This window comes from Caulobacter sp. GW821-FHT10E02 (assembly GCF_059415225.1).
The window spans coordinates 334,885-346,902 of record NZ_JBWKMV010000004.1 but is presented as its reverse complement, the minus strand read 5'-3'; the positions used below and the strand labels follow the sequence as shown (position 1 = coordinate 346,902).

15 protein-coding genes are annotated in these 12,018 nt (G+C 68.3%); 7 read left to right on the top strand and 8 right to left on the bottom strand.

Annotation, left to right across the window (positions count from 1 at the left end; all coding sequences use genetic code 11):
- Positions 1–3: 3 nt before the first annotated feature.
- Positions 4–876, bottom strand: coding sequence for an oxygen-dependent coproporphyrinogen oxidase (gene hemF, locus AC07NI_RS21390; protein WP_494622856.1), 873 nt, complete (start codon positions 874–876; stop codon positions 4–6).
- 111 nt (positions 877–987) lie between these two features.
- Between hemF and AC07NI_RS21385 the strand changes: the two genes are divergently transcribed.
- Positions 988–2,271 carry an acetyl-CoA C-acyltransferase gene (locus AC07NI_RS21385; RefSeq protein ID WP_494622854.1) on the top strand — a complete coding sequence of 428 codons (1,284 nt, stop codon included), beginning with the start codon at positions 988–990 and terminating at the stop codon, positions 2,269–2,271.
- Here AC07NI_RS21385 and AC07NI_RS21380 read toward each other — a convergent pair whose 3' ends face one another.
- Positions 2,272–2,337 carry a hypothetical protein gene (locus tag AC07NI_RS21380; RefSeq protein WP_125155815.1) on the bottom strand — a complete coding sequence of 22 codons (66 nt, stop codon included), beginning with the start codon at positions 2,335–2,337 and terminating at the stop codon, positions 2,272–2,274.
- 73 nt (positions 2,338–2,410) lie between these two features.
- On the opposite strand from AC07NI_RS21380, the gene AC07NI_RS21375 reads away from it, so the two are divergent.
- Positions 2,411–2,713, top strand: coding sequence for a helix-turn-helix domain-containing protein (locus tag AC07NI_RS21375; RefSeq protein ID WP_494622852.1), 303 nt, complete (start codon positions 2,411–2,413; stop codon positions 2,711–2,713).
- On the opposite strand, the gene AC07NI_RS21370 is transcribed toward AC07NI_RS21375, so the two are convergent.
- Together AC07NI_RS21370 and phaR are read right to left on the bottom strand one after the other, a co-directional pair.
- Entirely contained in the window at positions 2,710–3,039 is a 330-nt protein-coding gene (locus AC07NI_RS21370) for a hypothetical protein (protein WP_494622850.1), read from the bottom strand. The two genes, AC07NI_RS21375 and AC07NI_RS21370, sit on opposite strands and share 4 nt — an antisense overlap.
- Before the next feature lie 49 nt (positions 3,040–3,088).
- A complete protein-coding gene (gene phaR / locus AC07NI_RS21365) occupies positions 3,089–3,739 on the bottom strand; it encodes a polyhydroxyalkanoate synthesis repressor PhaR (protein WP_494622848.1) in 651 nt (216 codons plus the stop codon).
- 218 nt (positions 3,740–3,957) lie between these two features.
- Between phaR and AC07NI_RS21360 the strand changes: the two genes are divergently transcribed.
- The 5 genes from AC07NI_RS21360 to AC07NI_RS21340 all read left to right on the top strand — a co-directional run bounded on the left by AC07NI_RS21360 (position 3,958) and on the right by AC07NI_RS21340 (position 8,983).
- The gene (locus AC07NI_RS21360) at positions 3,958–5,133 is read left to right on the top strand and encodes an acetyl-CoA C-acetyltransferase (protein ID WP_494622846.1); all 1,176 of its coding nucleotides are present in this window, start codon (positions 3,958–3,960) and stop codon (positions 5,131–5,133) included.
- A 21-nt stretch (positions 5,134–5,154) separates the two neighbouring features.
- The gene (locus tag AC07NI_RS21355) at positions 5,155–6,045 is read left to right on the top strand and encodes a BPSS1187 family protein (protein ID WP_494622844.1); all 891 of its coding nucleotides are present in this window, start codon (positions 5,155–5,157) and stop codon (positions 6,043–6,045) included.
- A gap of 68 nt (positions 6,046–6,113) precedes the next feature.
- Complete coding sequence (locus AC07NI_RS21350) at positions 6,114–6,836, top strand: beta-ketoacyl-ACP reductase (protein ID WP_494622842.1); 723 nt, start codon at positions 6,114–6,116, stop codon at positions 6,834–6,836.
- A gap of 135 nt (positions 6,837–6,971) precedes the next feature.
- A complete protein-coding gene (locus tag AC07NI_RS21345; RefSeq protein ID WP_494622840.1) occupies positions 6,972–7,754 on the top strand; it encodes a DUF4908 domain-containing protein in 783 nt (260 codons plus the stop codon).
- 239 nt (positions 7,755–7,993) lie between these two features.
- Complete coding sequence (locus tag AC07NI_RS21340) at positions 7,994–8,983, top strand: LacI family DNA-binding transcriptional regulator (RefSeq protein WP_494622838.1); 990 nt, start codon at positions 7,994–7,996, stop codon at positions 8,981–8,983.
- Here the strand turns inward: AC07NI_RS21340 and AC07NI_RS21335 are convergent.
- The 4 genes from AC07NI_RS21335 to gloB all read right to left on the bottom strand — a co-directional run bounded on the left by AC07NI_RS21335 (position 8,980) and on the right by gloB (position 11,978).
- Positions 8,980–10,170, bottom strand: a complete 1,191-nt coding sequence (locus tag AC07NI_RS21335; protein ID WP_494622836.1) for an MFS transporter — start codon at positions 10,168–10,170, stop codon at positions 8,980–8,982. The genes AC07NI_RS21340 and AC07NI_RS21335 overlap by 4 nt on opposite strands.
- Before the next feature lie 8 nt (positions 10,171–10,178).
- A complete protein-coding gene (locus AC07NI_RS21330) occupies positions 10,179–10,619 on the bottom strand; it encodes a hypothetical protein (protein WP_494622834.1) in 441 nt (146 codons plus the stop codon).
- A gap of 145 nt (positions 10,620–10,764) precedes the next feature.
- Positions 10,765–11,232: a cupin domain-containing protein gene (locus AC07NI_RS21325; RefSeq protein ID WP_494622832.1), complete on the bottom strand. Its 468-nt coding sequence runs from the start codon at positions 11,230–11,232 to the stop codon at positions 10,765–10,767.
- Positions 11,229–11,978, bottom strand: coding sequence for a hydroxyacylglutathione hydrolase (gene gloB, locus AC07NI_RS21320; RefSeq protein ID WP_494622830.1), 750 nt, complete (start codon positions 11,976–11,978; stop codon positions 11,229–11,231). The genes AC07NI_RS21325 and gloB overlap by 4 nt, the downstream gene beginning before the upstream one ends.
- Between the last annotated feature and the right edge of the window lie 40 nt (positions 11,979–12,018).

Below are 12,018 nucleotides of genomic sequence, written 5' to 3'. Positions count from 1 at the left end.
CCCTTAGGGCCACTTCACGGCCGGCGGCATCGAGCTGAGGATCGACTCGACATTGCCGCCGGTCTTGAGCCCGAACATCGTGCCGCGGTCGTAGAGCAGGTTGAACTCGACATAGCGGCCGCGCTGGACCAGTTGCTGCTCGCGCTCGTCCGGCGTCCAGGCCTCGCCCATCCGGCGGCGGACCAGTTCCGGATAGATCTCCAGGAACGCCTTGCCGACGTCCTGGGTGAAAGCGAAGTCCCGATCCCAGTCGCCGCTGTCGTGGTGGTCGTAGAAGATGCCGCCGATGCCGCGCGGTTCGTTGCGGTGGGGCAGGAAGAAGTACTCGTCGCACCAGGCCTTGTACTTGGCGTGCCACTCCGGATCGTACTTGTCGCAGGCCCGCTGGTAGGCGGCGTGGAAGTCGATGGCGTCGGGGAAGTCCTGCTGACGCTGATAGCCGAGCAAGGGCGTCAGGTCGCCGCCACCGCCGAACCAGCTCTTCGTCGTGGCGATGAAGCGGGTGTTCATGTGCACGGCCGGCACGCGCGGATTGGTCATGTGCGCGATCAGGCTGATCCCCGTGGCGAAGAACCGGGGATCGTCGGCAGCGCCCGGCATGTTCTTGGCCATCTCGGGCGTGAAGGTCCCGTGCACCGTCGAGACGTGGACGCCGACCTTCTCGAACAGCCGCCCGTGCATCATGCCCATGACGCCGCCGCCGCCGGCCGGGCGGTCCCAGGGCTTTTTCTCGAAGCGGCCGGGTTCGCCGGGATAGAGATCGGCCGGAGCCTCGTCCTCCAGCCGTTCGAATTCCGCGCAGATCTGGTCGCGCAGGCTTTCGAACCAGGCGCGGGCCTTGGCCTTCTTGGCGTCGAGGGAGAGTTCGGTGCTCATGCCGTCCGATTAAAGCGCCGCGCGCCCGGGTGCAAATCCAAGGGCGGTATTCGACAATATCGAGGCGGCGACCCCATATAGGCCAACGTTTCCGCACCTCGGAGTTTCGCCATGCCCGCCGCCAAATCCGCCGCCTCGAACACCTGGATCGCCTCGGGCGTCCGCACGCCGTTCGCCAAGGTCGATGGGCCGCTGGCCTCATACGACGCGATCGAGCTGTCGGCGCCGGTGGTGAAAGCGATGCTGGCCAAGGGCGCGCGGCCGGACTTCGCGGTCTGGGGCACGGTCATTCCGAACCTGACCTGGAGCAACCTGGCGCGCGAAGTGCTGCTGGACGCCGGGGCCGACCCGACCATTCCGGCCTTCTCGACCATCATGGCCTGCTCGACCAGCATGATCGGTGCGATCGAGGCGGCCGGCATGATCGATGGGCGCGGTCGCGATCTCGCCCTCGTCGGCGGCGTCGAGAGCATGAGCCGGGTGCAGATCGGCCTGTCGGTCGCGCTGTCGGACTGGATCCGCAAGTTCCAGGGGGCCAAGACGGGCCAACAGCGCCTGTCGGCCCTGGGCGCGCTGAACCTGAAGGACGTCAAGCTCTTCATCCCCAAGGTCGCCAACCGGGTCACGGGCCTGTCGATGGGCGAGCACACCGAGATCACCGCCAAGGAGTGGAACCTGTCGCGCGCCGACCAGGACGCTCACGCCTTGTCCAGCCACCAGGGCGCGGTGAAGGGCTGGGAGCAGGGCTTCTTCGACGACCTGGTCATCGAGATCGGCGGCGCCAAGCGCGACACCATCCCGCGCAAGGACTCGACCCTGGAGAAGCTGGCCAAGCTTGGTCCCGCCTTCGACAAGACCAGCGGCAAGGGCACGCTGACGGCCGGCAATTCCTCGCCGCTGACCGACGGCGCGGCCGCGATCTGGGTTGGCTCCGAGGCCGGCATGAGCCGCCTGCCGGGCGAGACGCCGAAGGTGAAGATCGTCGACTACGAGGTCACCTCGATCGACCTGCGCCACGAGGGCCTGCTGATGGCCCCGGCCTATGGCGTGCCGCGCATGCTGGCCCGCAACGGCATGACCTATGCGGATGTCGGCCTGTGGGAGATCCACGAGGCCTTCGCCGCCCAGGTGCTGTCGCACATCGCCGCCTGGGAGAGCGCCAAGTTCCTGAGCGAGAAGGCCGGCGTCACCGCGCCTATGGGGGCGTTCCCGCGCGAGCGCATGAACCCGTTCGGCGGCTCGCTGGCCCTGGGTCACCCGTTCGGGGCCACCGGGGCGCGGATCCTCAGCCAGGCGGTGAAGGAACTGGCCGCCCGACCGAAGGGCGAGCGCGCGATCGTCAGCATCTGCGCCGACGGCGGCCAGGGCACGATGATGCTGCTCGAAAGCGCCTGATTAGGTCAGCGCCGTGAAGATCAGGGCCACGACGGCGACGTCGAAGATGCGGATGGCGACGGACAGCATGCGAAAACCCGTGGGCGATGAATTCACCAACGATTAAGCAAGACTGGCGCCAACCCTTCGGTTCCCGCTGATGGCTCTGTTCTTCGACGCCGCCTGGTACGACGACCGCCTCGCCGAGCGCGGTCTGTCGCGCACGATCCTGGCCGCCGCCGCCGGCCTGAGCGAGGCGGATCTCGCCCTGGCCTTCAAGGACCAGCGCGAGCTGTCGGTGCGGGAAGTGTCTGTCTTCGCGGAGCTTTTGGGTGTCGCGCCGGCCGAGGCGGCGTCCCATGCGGGCGTGCGGCCGCCACCCGCTAGCGATAGCCAGCGTATCGCCGCACTAGAGGCGCGGGTGGCCGCGCTCGAGGCGGAGGTGGCTCGCCTGAAAGGCTAGATCTTGGTCTTCTTCAGCAGGCCCGTTTGGGGACGGCGATCGGCGGGGCCGGAATATTCCGTCCCGAGATAGGTCGATCTGGCCGCGTCGAGCACTTCCTGCCCACCGCGCAGGCCGCGTTTTTGTCCAGGTTGGCCCATGACGTGAGCGGCGAAGGCGGCGAAGCCTTCACGGCGCGGCGGGGGTTCCTGGCGCGGTGGGGGGGCGTCTTCCTCCACGACAAAGACGACCTCTTCTTCGGTCTCGTGACGATGGCCATCGCGCGGCGCCGGCAAGGCGCGGCGCGCGGGACCAGGGCGTCGAAGAGGATCGATCGGGCCGTTCATACCCGAATTCGTAGAGCCGAGACGGTTAAGAACGGCTGGACTGTCGTGGTTAAGACTTGTTCGCCAATTTCGCGAGCTGCTCCTGCATCGCTTCCATCTGGCGCTTCAGCTCGGTCAGGGAGTCGTCGCTGGCCGGGGCGGCGGGCGCGGGGGCCGGCTGCGGTTCGGCCTGGGCGCCGCCGTCTTCCGGACGCACATAGGCGAACGGCGAGAACATCTTCATGGCCCGGTCGAACAGCGCCATGTTCTGGCGGATCTGCTCTTCATAGACGCCCATGCCGGGGATCTTGCCGGGGGCTAGCCCTGCGAACTGGCCGCGCATGCGCTCCTGCTGCTTGGAGAAGCTCTCCAGCGACATTTCCAGGTACGACGGCAGGAAGGCCTGCATCGAGTTGCCGTAGAAGCCGATCAACTGGCGCAGGAACTGGATGGGCAGCAGGTTCTGGCCGCCGCCGCGGTTCTCTTCCTCGAAGATGATCTGGGTCAGGACCGAGCGGGTGATGTCGTCATTGGACTTGGCGTCATAGACCACGAAGTCGACGCCTTCCTTCACCATGTCCGACAGGTGTTCGAGGGTCACGTAGGACGACGAGGCCGTGTTGTAGAGGCGACGGTTGGCGTATTTCTTGATGATTACGCGCTGCCCGGCCGCCTTCTCGGCGCCGGCGGTCTTTTCGCCTTGTTCAGGGTTCTCGGACATTTCGTTCCCTAGGGTAGCGGTTACGCCCGCTTCTCGCACCGCACTATCGCTAATGCAAAGGCATGGCGCCAGTGGTCTGATGACTTGGAGCTGTCGCCAAGCCGTGAAAATGTGCCCGTGACGAACGCCGTCGCGGTGTGCATGTTGGATGCTGCATCGCAAAAGCACGGGCGCCGCAACCGCGAAGGCGTCACGTCAGAACGTCACGGGAGCTTTCCATGAGCGACATCGTCATCGTCTCCGCCGCGCGCACGCCGGTCGGCTCGTTCAACGGGGCGCTGTCCAGCCTGCCCGCCTCGGACCTCGGCAAGATCGCCATCCAGGCCGCCGTCGAGCGCGCCGGCATCGCCCCCGCCGACGTCGATGAAGTGATCCTGGGCCAGGTGCTGCAGGCCGCGGCCGGCCAGGGCCCCGCCCGCCAGGCCTCGGTCAATGCCGGCATCCCGGTGCAGAGCCCGGCCTGGAGCCTGAATCAGTTGTGCGGCTCGGGCCTGCGCGCCGTGGCCCTGGCGGCCCAGCAGATCGCGGCCGGCGACGCCAAGATCGTCGTGGCCGGGGGCCAGGAGAGCATGAGCCAGGCCCCGCATGCGCAGAACCTGCGCGGCGGCCAGAAGATGGGCGACCTGGCCTTCGTCGACACCATGATCAAGGACGGCCTGTGGGACGCCTTCCACGGCTACCACATGGGTCAGACGGCCGAGAACATCGCCAACCGCTGGCAGATCACCCGCCAGGACCAGGACGTCTTCGCCGTCGCCAGCCAGAACAAGGCCGAGGCCGCCCAGAAGGCCGGCAAGTTCGACGACGAGATCGTCCCGGTCACCATCAAGGGCCGCAAGGGCGACACGATCGTCGACAAGGACGAGTTCATCCGCCACGGCGCGACGATCGAGAGCGTCCAGGGCCTGAAGCCCGTGTTCCAGAAGGAAGGCTCGGTCACCGCCGCCAACGCCTCGGGCCTCAATGACGGCGCCGCCGCGCTCGTCCTGATGACCGCCGACGAAGCCGCCAAGCGCGGTCTCAAGCCCCTGGCTCGCATCGTCTCGTGGGCCAATGCCGGCGTCGAGCCCGAGATCATGGGCACCGGCCCGATCCCGGCCTCGAAGAAGGCGTTGGAAAAGGCCGGCTGGACCGTCGCCGACCTCGACCTGGTGGAAAGCAACGAAGCCTTCGCCGCCCAGTCGCTGTGCGTCGTCCGCGAGCTGGGCCTCGACCCGGCCAAGGTCAATGTCAACGGCGGCGCCATCGCCATCGGCCACCCGATCGGCGCTTCGGGCGCGCGGATCCTGACCACCCTGCTGCACGAGATGAAGCGCTCGGGCGCCAAGAAGGGTCTCGCCACCCTCTGCATCGGCGGCGGCATGGGCGTGGCCATGTGCGTCGAGGCGGTCTGACCTAGAACCAAGAGGGATCGCATGTCCGTCTGTCGGAAGGCGCTGCTCGGCGCCCTTTGCGCCGTGGCGATGGCTTCCGTCGCCTCGGCGGCGGACATGACGATCTATCAGGTCAAACCGTCCGAAGCCGATCCGGCCGTGACGCAGTTCGACGAGGCCAATCTCGTCCTGCGTCCGGCCAAGGTGGCGGCGGGGACGCCCCTGGTGGTGTTCCTGCCCGGCACCAACGGTCGACCGGCCGGCGGACGTCTCGTGCTGCAGGCCGCCGCCGAGCAGGGCTATCCGGCGATCGGCCTGCAATACAACAACACGCCGGCGGTGGTGCAGGTCTGCCCGCGCGACCCGGACCCGGCCTGTTCGTCGGACTTCCGCCGCATGCGGCTGTTCGGCGATGGCCCGTCCAAAGCCGCCAACAACAGCCGGGCGGAGTCCATCCAGGCCCGCCTCGTGGCCCTGCTGGTCAAGCTGGACAAGGACCATCCCGGCGAGGGTTGGGGCGGCTATCTGAAAGGCGGCGCGCCGGACTGGAGCCGGATCGTGGTCAGCGGCCTGTCGCAGGGCGCGGGCATGGCCGCCTGGATCGCCCACCAGACGCCGGTGGCGCGGGTCGTCTTGTTCTCCAGTCCCTGGGACTTCACCCAGCCCGGCCAGACGCTGGCGCCCTGGATCGACGGCCCGGGCGCGACCCCGGCCACGCGCTGGTACGCCGCCTATAATAGCCGCGAAATGACCGCCGACCTCCTGGCCCAGAGCTACCGCCGCCTGGGCGTGCCGGCCGACCACGTGCGGGTCTTCAAGCTGGACCTGCCGCCGGGCGCGCCGGAAAATGCTCCGAACCCGTATCATGGGGCCGGCATCCGCGATCCGCGCTACATCGAAGACTGGCGTTTTCTCTACGGCAAGCCGGGCTAAGGTGCCTGAGTCGGGACTATTTCAACGCCCGCGCTGACGGGCGGCGGATCGAGAGAGGAAGGCATTCCATGACGAGAGTTGCGTTCGTGACGGGCGGCACCCGCGGCATTGGTCGAGCGATCTGCGAACGGCTGATCGCCGATGGTCACAAGGTGGCGGCGGGGTATTCCGGGAACGAGGAAGCGGCCGCGGCCTGCGCCAAGGAACTGGGCGTGATGGTCGTGAAGGGCAATGTCGGCCACTTCGAGGACTGCCAGGCGGCCGTGAAGAAGGTCGAGGCCGAACTGGGTCCGGTCGAGATCCTGGTCAACAACGCCGGCATCACCCGCGACGGCATGCTGCACAAGATGACCTACGAGCAGTGGTCGGAAGTGATCCGGGTCAACATGGACTCGGCCTTCAACATGACCCGCCCGGTGATCGAGGGCATGCGCGACCGCGGCTGGGGCCGCATCGTCAACATCAGCTCGATCAACGGCCAGAAGGGTCAGATGGGCCAGACCAACTATTCGGCCGCCAAGGCCGGCCTGATCGGCTTCACCAAGGCCCTGGCGCTCGAGAACGCCAAGAAGGGCGTCACGGTCAACGTGATCTGCCCCGGCTATATCGACACCGAGATGGTGGCGGCGGTGCCGGAGAACGTGCTGGCCCAGATCATCGCCGGCATCCCGGTCGGCCGCCTGGGCAAGGGCGAGGAGATCGCCGACATGGTCTCGTTCCTGTCGGGCGAGCGCGCGGGTTTCGTGACCGGCGCCACGCTCAGCCTCAACGGCGGCCAATACATGGCCTGATCCCAGGTCTCGACGGACTTCCCCGAAGCCAAGGCTTGACGCCGACTGTTGCGGTTGGGCCTCATGCCGCCGGCTTCGGGGTTTGGACGTTAACGCGTCCAAGATTCGCCCCAGTCGGCGGGCAGTACGGGTCGCATGAAATTCTGTAAGGCGGAGTTGGCTGATTTCGGGGCCCGGGCGGCCCTGGCGATCGCCGCTCTGATGGTCATGGCGGCGTCCGCGAACGCCCAGCAGATGCCGCACTCGCTGCGGGATGCTCTGCTCGGCCATAAGGGCCCGGCCGAGGCCCGCCGCGTCGCGGCCCCGCCGGTCGGCCGCTACGTCTCCGAAAGCGGCGGCGCCTTCATCTTCGACCAGGCCTCGTCCCAGCCGCTGATGAAGTTCGACAACAGCGCCGAGGTCTGGGTGCTGTCGGCCCAGCCGGCCTCGCGCGGTGACGTCATCTATCGCAACGACCTGGGCGAGCCCGTGCTGCGGGTGACCAAGCTGGGCGGCATGATCCTGTTCACCGACGACGCTCCGATGGGCGCGGCCGCCGCCCTGTCGGGCCGGGCCACGTCGATCCAGCCGCCGGCGATCATGTCGTTCAAGGTCTTCGTCCAGCGCGTGACCCTGGCCACGGCCCGCGCCAGCCGCGCGGCCCAGCACGACATCGAGTTCTCGACCGTCGAGGACGTGCGGCCCGAGACTTCGGTCCTGGCCGCCGATTCCGCCACCGTCGTGGCCGAGGCCTTCGAGCGCATGGCGCGCAAGGGCGACCGATCGATCATCTCGCGGGTGTTCCGCGTCCTGCTGGCCGAGGGCCGCAAGCCGGCGGCGGCCATGAAGGACGGGGCCCTGACCATCACCTATTCCCCGGATCAGGGGCTGGCCGGCCGGCCCTCGTCCAAGCGCATCATCAAGGTGATGAACCGCTGATTGTTCGCCCGAATCGTGAACTATGGCGAACATCGTTCTTCAAGCGTAACCATAAGCGCTCAGGGGCCGTTTACTCGTATGGTCTAGCTTGGCCATACACAGCTTCGATGGCGTCGCCGCGCGGACTCAACCCCGCGTAATGCGACGCCAGCGAGGCTTTTCGTGCATCCGCAAGGTTCTATTGTCTGGTCATGGATAGCCCCGAGCTCGCTGAGGCCCCCGAACGCGGGCGGCTGAAGATGGCCGACATCGCCCGCATGGCGGGGGTGTCGATCTCGACGGTGTCGCGCGCCCTGGCCGGCAATCCGCTGATCCCCAAGACGCTGCGCGATCAGATCGTCGAGATCGCCCAGACCCACGGCTATGTGGTCAACCAGTCGGCGCGCAGCTTGCGCCTGCGCAAGACCGACACCATCGGCGTCATCATCCCCCTGGCCCACGAGGCCGGACAGCTGATCTCGGACCCGTTCTTCCTGGAGATGGTCGGGCGGCTGGCCGACGAGATCACCCGCCGCAACTACTCCGTCCTGCTCAACAAGGTGATCGTCACCGAGCCCGGCTGGCTGGACCGCATCATCCAGTCGCACCGCGCCGACGGCCTGGTGCTGATCGGCCAGAGCACCCAGCACGAGGCGTTGAACGTCGTCGCCGACACCTACAAGCCCATGGTGGTCTGGGGCGCCCAGCTGCCGGGCCAGCGCTATTGCGCGGTGGGCAGCGACAACGTGCAGGGCGGCAAGCTGGCCGTCGCGCACCTGGCCGCCCAGGGCCGCAAGCGCATCGCCTTCCTCGGCGCGGTCGACGCCCCCGAGGCCGCCCAGCGCTTCGAGGGCTATAAGCAGGGCCTCGCCGAGGCGGGGCTGCCGTTCGATCCGGCCCTGGTCGTCCCCGCGCCCTACACCATGGAAGAGGCGCCCGCCGCCATCACCGAGTTCCTGGCGACGGGCGTGGCGTTCGACGCCGCCTTCGCCTTCTCGGACGTCATCGCTCTGGCCGCGGTCGGGGCTCTCGTCGAGGCCGGCAAGAGCGTGCCGGGCGACGTGGCGGTGGTCGGCTTCGACGACATCGTCCTGGCCCGCCACAGCAATCCGCCGCTGACCACCATCCGCCAGGACCTGGAGTTCGGCGCGCGGGCCATGGTCGACCTGCTGTTCCGCCGCATGGCCGGCGAGGACGCGCGCTCGACCCTGTCGCCGGTCGAACTGATCGTGCGCGGCAGCAGCGTCTAGACGGCCAGGCGAGCCCGGCTCGGATCCTTCACCAGATTGAACACCAGCGCGGCCGCCAGCAGCAGCGCCATGCCCGTGGCCAGGCCAAATCCAGCGTGCGGCCCGCCGAAGGCGTCGCTGGCCGCGCCGATCGCCAGCGGCGAGACCACGGCAGACAAGCAGGTGACGAACAGGATGAAGCCCGCCGCTGCTCCGTGCCGGGCGGAGGGAAAGCCGCTGATCGCCTTGGAATTCAAGGTCGGATAGAGCACCGACATAAAGAGCCCCGACAGCGGCAACAGCACCGAGGCGCTCTTCAGTCCGCCAGCCAGGGCGCCGGCGAAACAGACCAGGATAGCGACCGAGCAGACGGCGAGCGCCCGGGTCCAGCCCAGCCGCTCCAGCGTCCAGGCCCCGACGAAGCGGCCGACGGCCCGCAGCACGAAGAAAATCGACAGCGCCCAGGCGCCGGGCAGCAGGGGCTTGGCCCCCTCGGCGGCCAGCAGGCTGGGCATCCAGACATAGACCGCCGTCTCGACCCCGACATAGAGGAAGATGCAGGCCCCGAAGCCCAGGGCGTGGCGGTCGCGGGCAATTGCCAGGGCCGCCAGCAGGTCGACCTGGGCCGGATCGCTCGCGGCCTTGGCGGCGGGGAAGCGGACGAAGAGGGCGATGATCAGCAGCGCCAGGGTCAGGACGCCGGCCAGGCCATAGAGCGCCGTCCACGGCAGACCTTCCGTCAGCAGTCGCGCCACGATCGGCGGACCGGCGATGGCCCCGACGGCGAAGAAGCCCTCGACGATGTTCATCGACCGGGTGTGCTCGGCCGGCGAGGACGACAGGTCGCCGATCAGGGCGATCGCCCCGGTCTTGAAGATGCCGATCGCCAGGCCGCTGACGAACAGCAGGCCAAGCAGCGGCGTCAGGGCGCGGTTGAACACGATCAGCAGGGCGGCGACCGCGAACAGGGCCAGGCCCAGCAGCACGGTCGGCCGGCGGCCGCGCCGATCGGCGAGGCCGCCCAGGAACAGTCCGGCCAGGGCGATCCCGGCCATGGTGGCGTATTGCAGGCCGCCGGCCCCCGTCAGGCTCAGGCCGTAGGCCCTGGCGACCTCCGGGATCAGCACCCCGACGACATTGGTCGTCATGGCGGTGACCAGGAACATCAGCCAGGTGAGCCCGCGAAGGGCGCGTTCGGCGGCGGGCATGAGGGGCCTTAGGCCGCCTCGATGCCGATCGTCTTCAGTTCCTTGAGGAAGCGGGTCAGGCTCTGGTGCGAGCGGCGCAGGCCCTGGACGACCTCGGGCTTGGCCAGGGCCGAGGCGGGGACGATGAAGCCTTCGCGGCCGATGCGTTGGGCCATGCCCTTTTCCAGCATCTCGACGAAGCGGCGGCGGACGGTCTCGTAGGGCAGGGCCAGGGAGTCGGCCACTTGGCGCACGGTCAGTGGACGACGCTCATGATCCGGCGGGATGTCATCGACCTCGGCATAGAGGCCGCCCCGGATGTGCGAGCAGTTGCCCGCCCACAGGGTGGTGAAAACGAGGGCGTACAAAAGGTCCGACCCATGGACTTCGTTGGCGATCTCGACCCAGCGCAGGATGTAATCCGTCGCGTAGCGGGTGGCTGCGCGAGCGTTGACGTACTCTTCGGACATAGGCGACTCGGTTTCCCCTGGGTCGACGATTTAACGCGACGTGAAAAGGATTGCATGGCTCACAGAACGACGCCATGCGACCAAGTTACCCACTATGGGGACCCTATCTGAGCATCCGCGACCGGTTGACGCAGGGGTGGGGGGCTCAGGTTTTCGACGGACTCCAGTCGGGAGCGGCCATCTCGAAGCCCTCGAAGCGGAAGCCCGGCGCGACGGTGCAGCCGACCAGGGTCCAGGCGCCCAGACTGACGGCGGTCTGCCACCACGAGGTCGGCACCACCACCTGCGGCCGGCAACCGGCGCGCAGGTCGGGGCCGAGGACATAGGCGGTGACGCCCGCGCCGTCGGGCGGCGACAGGCTGATCGAGATCGGCGCGCCGGCGTACCAATGCCAGGTCTCGACCGCGTCGACGCGGTGCCAGACCGAGACCTGCTCGGCCTCCAGCAGGAAGTAGATGCAGGTCGACCTGGCGCGGCCGTCGGGGCCGGGCTCGTCCTGGAAGGTCTGCTTGTACCAGCCGCCCTCGGGGTGCGGCTGGAGGTCCAGCATCCGGATGATCTCCTTGGCGCCCAGGTCGCCCGCGGTGGCTCTATCGTTCACGCTCGTACTCATCCCTTGAAGCTGTCCTTGGCGGCCCGGATCTCGGCGAAGGCCGCCGCTGGCGTGGCGGCGTCCGGCCGTAGCAGGGGCGCGCGCAGGAACGGGTTGGTCGCCTTCTCGGCGCCGATGGTGGTGGGCACGGTCGCCTCGCCGCGCTCGCGGGCGGCGAACACCGCCTCCGCCCGAGCCTTCAGGGCCGGATCGTCGTCGACCGACAGGGCGAAGCGGGCGTTCGAGGCGGTGTATTCGTGGGCGCAGTAGACGGTGGTGGCGTCGGGCAGGGCGATGACGCGCGACAGCGAGTCCCACATCTGCTCGGCCGTGCCCTCGAACAGGCGCCCGCAGCCCAGGGCGAACAGGGTGTCGCCGACGAAGGCGATGCCGTCGGCGGCGTCGTGATAGGCGATGTGGCCCAGGGTGTGGCCGCCGGCGTCGATGACCTCGAACCTGGTCTCACCCAGCAGCACGACGTCGCCGCCGCGCACCACGCGGTCCAGCGGCGCGATGCGGGTGACCTCGGCCGGACCGGTGATGGTCGCGCCGGTGGCCTTCTTGATCGCCTCGTTGCCGCCGGCGTGGTCGGGGTGCCAGTGGGTGTTGAGGATCAGGTCGAGGCCCCAGCCCAGCTTGTCGAGCTCGGCGAGGATGGCCTCGGCGTCGGGCGTGTCAATGGTCGCTACCTTGCCGCTGGCCTCGTCTTTGATGAGGAAGCCGTAGTTGTCGGACAGGCAGGGGAACTGGTGAACGGTCAGGGCCATGGGCGCTTGCTCTATCGCGCCTCGGCCGGCGCGCCTACAA

What these genes read in the sequence shown, in the direction of transcription:
- hemF (WP_494622856.1), bottom strand. Translation starts at nt 876, where the DNA reads ATGAGCACCGAACTCTCCCTCGACGCCAAGAAGGCCAAGGCCCGCGCC.
- AC07NI_RS21385 (WP_494622854.1), top strand. Translation starts at nt 988, where the DNA reads ATGCCCGCCGCCAAATCCGCCGCCTCGAACACCTGGATCGCCTCGGGC.
- AC07NI_RS21375 (WP_494622852.1), top strand. Translation starts at nt 2,411, where the DNA reads ATGGCTCTGTTCTTCGACGCCGCCTGGTACGACGACCGCCTCGCCGAG.
- AC07NI_RS21370 (WP_494622850.1), bottom strand. Translation starts at nt 3,039, where the DNA reads ATGAACGGCCCGATCGATCCTCTTCGACGCCCTGGTCCCGCGCGCCGC.
- phaR (WP_494622848.1), bottom strand. Translation starts at nt 3,739, where the DNA reads ATGTCCGAGAACCCTGAACAAGGCGAAAAGACCGCCGGCGCCGAGAAG.
- AC07NI_RS21360 (WP_494622846.1), top strand. Translation starts at nt 3,958, where the DNA reads ATGAGCGACATCGTCATCGTCTCCGCCGCGCGCACGCCGGTCGGCTCG.
- AC07NI_RS21355 (WP_494622844.1), top strand. Translation starts at nt 5,155, where the DNA reads ATGTCCGTCTGTCGGAAGGCGCTGCTCGGCGCCCTTTGCGCCGTGGCG.
- AC07NI_RS21350 (WP_494622842.1), top strand. Translation starts at nt 6,114, where the DNA reads ATGACGAGAGTTGCGTTCGTGACGGGCGGCACCCGCGGCATTGGTCGA.
- AC07NI_RS21345 (WP_494622840.1), top strand. Translation starts at nt 6,972, where the DNA reads ATGAAATTCTGTAAGGCGGAGTTGGCTGATTTCGGGGCCCGGGCGGCC.
- AC07NI_RS21340 (WP_494622838.1), top strand. Translation starts at nt 7,994, where the DNA reads ATGGCCGACATCGCCCGCATGGCGGGGGTGTCGATCTCGACGGTGTCG.
- AC07NI_RS21335 (WP_494622836.1), bottom strand. Translation starts at nt 10,170, where the DNA reads ATGCCCGCCGCCGAACGCGCCCTTCGCGGGCTCACCTGGCTGATGTTC.
- AC07NI_RS21330 (WP_494622834.1), bottom strand. Translation starts at nt 10,619, where the DNA reads ATGTCCGAAGAGTACGTCAACGCTCGCGCAGCCACCCGCTACGCGACG.
- AC07NI_RS21325 (WP_494622832.1), bottom strand. Translation starts at nt 11,232, where the DNA reads ATGAGTACGAGCGTGAACGATAGAGCCACCGCGGGCGACCTGGGCGCC.
- gloB (WP_494622830.1), bottom strand. Translation starts at nt 11,978, where the DNA reads ATGGCCCTGACCGTTCACCAGTTCCCCTGCCTGTCCGACAACTACGGC.